The 3,102-nt window shown below is 65.9% G+C and carries 3 protein-coding genes and 1 pseudogene; all 4 read left to right on the top strand.

Annotated features, from left to right (window positions below):
* The coding region (locus ENZ74_RS26870) for a DUF1328 family protein (protein ID WP_127313109.1) at nucleotides 1-143 on the top strand (143 nt) is incomplete at its 5' end.
* Between the two features lie 96 nt (nucleotides 144-239).
* Nucleotides 240-1,124 (top strand): diaminopimelate epimerase, encoded by an 885-nt coding sequence (gene dapF, locus ENZ74_RS26865; RefSeq protein ID WP_013528841.1) that lies wholly within the window; start codon nucleotides 240-242, stop codon nucleotides 1,122-1,124.
* On the top strand, nucleotides 1,124-2,437 hold the full coding sequence (gene mtaB / locus ENZ74_RS26860) for a tRNA (N(6)-L-threonylcarbamoyladenosine(37)-C(2))-methylthiotransferase MtaB (RefSeq protein ID WP_127313108.1): 1,314 nt from the start codon (nucleotides 1,124-1,126) through the stop codon (nucleotides 2,435-2,437). Before dapF ends, mtaB begins: the two co-directional genes overlap by 1 nt.
* A gap of 12 nt (nucleotides 2,438-2,449) precedes the next feature.
* Nucleotides 2,450-3,102 (top strand): annotated as a pseudogene (locus ENZ74_RS26855) (signal recognition particle-docking protein FtsY); the annotation flags it as partial.

Genomic DNA, 3,102 nt, shown 5'->3' with positions numbered 1-3,102 from the left:
TTCTCCTGATCGTCGCCGCGGCGGCGAGCTTGCTCGGCATGCCGGCACTGGCAGGTGCCGCGGCCACCGGTGCGCGTATCCTTATCGGCATCGTTCTGATCATCTTCCTGCTGGTGGTGCTGGGCATTTTCGCCGTCACGTAAGTCCGGCGCTTTCGCCGAGACCAAGCGGCTGCGCACTGGTAATTCCTGCCCGTTTCCGCCATATAGCGCCAAACGGACACGGAATTTTTCGGAGCAATGGCCAGCACTGCCCCTTTCGCCAAGATGAACGGCATCGGCAACGAGATCATCGTTGCCGATATGCGTGGCCGTGCCGATCGGGTGACGGCGGCGGCGGCGGTTGCGCTGAACGCCGATGCCGCGACCAGCTTCGACCAGATCATGGCGATCCATGACGCCAGGACGTCTGGCACCGCCTTTTTCATCGACATCCTGAATTCCGATGGAACCGGTGCGCAGGCCTGCGGCAATGGCATGCGCTGCGTCGTCCAGGCGCTCGCCGCCGAGACCGGCCAGAAGATCTTCACCTTCGAGACCGTGGCGGGCATCCTCAATGCGCGCGAACACGCCGACGGTTCGATCTCGGTCGACATGGGCACGCCGCGCTTCGGCTGGCAGGATATCCCGCTGGCCGAGGAATTCCGCGACACCCGCATGATCGAGCTGCAGATCGGCCCGATCGACGCCCCCGTGCTGCATTCACCCTCGGTCGTTTCGATGGGCAACCCGCACGCGATCTTCTGGGTCGACAACGACGTCTGGTCCTACGAGCTCGACCGCTTCGGTCCGCTGCTCGAGAACCACCCGATGTTCCCCGAGCGCGCCAACATAACCATCGCTCAGGTTACTTCGCCCGAAACCATGATCATCCGCACCTGGGAACGCGGCGCCGGCCTGACCAAGGCCTGCGGCTCGGCCTCCTGCGCGGCCGTGGTGGCCGCGGCCCGCACCAACCGGACCGGCCGCAGCGTCAGTCTGTTGACGCCAGGCGGCGGCACGCTGCATGTCGAATGGCGCGACGATGACCACGTGGTCCTGACCGGCGCCGCCGAATGGGAATTTTCCGGCAACTTCGACCCGTCGATCGGGACATGGGCCCGCGACACTGAAAGCGCGGCCTGATGTCCGCTCTGCCCAAGAGCCCGGTGTCCCCGGGGATCGATGTCGTCACCTTCGGCTGCCGGCTCAACACCTATGAATCGCAGGTGATGCGGCGCGAGGCTGAAAGTGCGGGCCTCGGCGCGTTGGAAGGTGGCGCCGTGATCTTCAACACCTGCGCCGTGACAGGCGAAGCAGTGCGCCAGGCCAAGCAGGCGATCCGCAAGGCGCGCCGCGACAACCCGCAGGCGCGCATCATCGTCACCGGCTGCGCCGCGCAGACCGAGCCTGAAAAATTCGCCGCCATGGACGAGGTCGATCTCGTGCTTGGCAATGAAGAGAAGCTGAACGCGAATTCCTACCGCGCGCTGCCGGATTTCGGCGTCAACGACACCGAGAAGGCGCGCGTCAACGACCTTTTTTCCGTACGCGAGACCGCAGGTCACATGGTCGACGCCATCGAGGGCCGCGCACGCGCCTTCGTCCAGGTGCAGAACGGCTGCGACCACCGCTGCACCTTCTGCATCATTCCCTACGGCCGCGGCAATTCGCGCTCGGTGCCGATGGGCGCCGTGGTCGAGCAGGTCAAGCGGCTCGCCGGCAACGGCTATGCCGAGATCGTTCTGACCGGCGTCGACATGACTTCATTCGGCGCCGACCTGCCGGGCGCGCCGAAGCTCGGCAAACTGGTGAAGACCATCCTGAAACAGGTGCCCGATGTGAAGCGCCTGCGGCTGTCGTCGATCGATTCGATCGAGGCCGACGACGATTTGCTCGACGCCATCGCCACCGAGCCCCGGTTGATGCCGCATCTGCATCTGTCGCTGCAGTCGGGCGACGACATGATCCTGAAGCGGATGAAGCGAAGGCATCTGCGCGATCAGTCGATCCGCTTCTGCGAGGATGTGCGCAAGCTGCGCCCCGGTATCGTCTTTGGCGCCGACATCATCGCCGGCTTCCCGACCGAGACCGACGAAATGTTCGAGAACTCGGAGAAAATTGTCGAGGAGTGTGGCCTGACCCATCTCCACGTCTTCCCCTTCAGCCCACGCGAAGGCACGCCTGCCGCGCGCATGCCGCAGCTCCGCCGCGAGGTGGTCAAGCAGCGCGCCGCCCGGCTGCGCGCCGCCGGTGAAGTTGCCTATGTCAGGCATCTGTCGTTGCTCACCGGTACGCGTCAGTCGATCCTGATCGAGCGAGACGGCCTTGGCCGCACCGAGGGTTTTACGCTTGCCGCACTCGGCACGGGCGCACCGGGTGAGATCGTCGAGGCCGATATATCGGGCCACGATGGTACCAGGCTGATCGCGGCGCCGCTTGCCGCCCGCGCCGCCTGAGAAACGCAAAGCATGGCTGGTTTTTTCAAGAAGATATTTTCGTTCGGCAAGAAAGAGGTGGTCGAGGAACGGATCGACGAGACCGCCCCGCTACCGCCGATCAAATGGGAAGCACTCGATGCGCTGAAGCCGGCGGCCGAACAGGTCGTCCCGGAGTTCTTGAAGCGCGATGAGCCGCGGCCCGAGGCAGAAACGACGCCGACGGTCGAGCCGGAGGTAATTCCTGCGCCGGAACCGGCGCCTGTCGAGGAACCGGTGCCCGCGCCGGAGCCGACCATCCCGCCAGCACCGGAGCCGACTGTTCCCTCCGAGCCGGAACCTCTGCCGGAGCCCGCGCCGAAAGAAGAACCGGCGCCCGCGCCAGAGACTCCAGAGCCGCCGGCGCCCGAGGAAGTTCCGCTCACCCCTGCGACTCCCGAACCCACGCCCGAACGGCAGCCGCAAGAAGTCCCAGCGCCGGCGCCGGCCGAACCGGAGATCGTCCCGTCACGCCCGGAAAAGCGGCCGGAGCCGGCACCAGTCGAAGTGCCGACGCCGGCCGAGGTTCCGGCAGAAACACCAGCGCCGATCGAGGTGCCCACACCGGCGCCGTCCCCTCTTCAGCCGTCTTCAGAGGCCGGCGCCGCTCCTCATCCGCCTGCCGGCACCTTCTCCCCGTATAGCGA

The sequence above is a fragment of the Mesorhizobium sp. M7A.F.Ca.CA.002.15.2.1 genome (genome assembly GCF_003998715.1).
GTDB classification, from domain to species: domain Bacteria; phylum Pseudomonadota; class Alphaproteobacteria; order Rhizobiales; family Rhizobiaceae; genus Mesorhizobium; species Mesorhizobium ciceri.
The sequence above is the reverse complement of the archived record's forward strand: the minus strand, read 5'-3'. Positions and strand labels throughout refer to the sequence as shown.

What these genes read in the sequence shown, in the direction of transcription:
- dapF (WP_013528841.1), top strand. Translation starts at nt 240, where the DNA reads ATGGCCAGCACTGCCCCTTTCGCCAAGATGAACGGCATCGGCAACGAG.
- mtaB (WP_127313108.1), top strand. Translation starts at nt 1,124, where the DNA reads ATGTCCGCTCTGCCCAAGAGCCCGGTGTCCCCGGGGATCGATGTCGTC.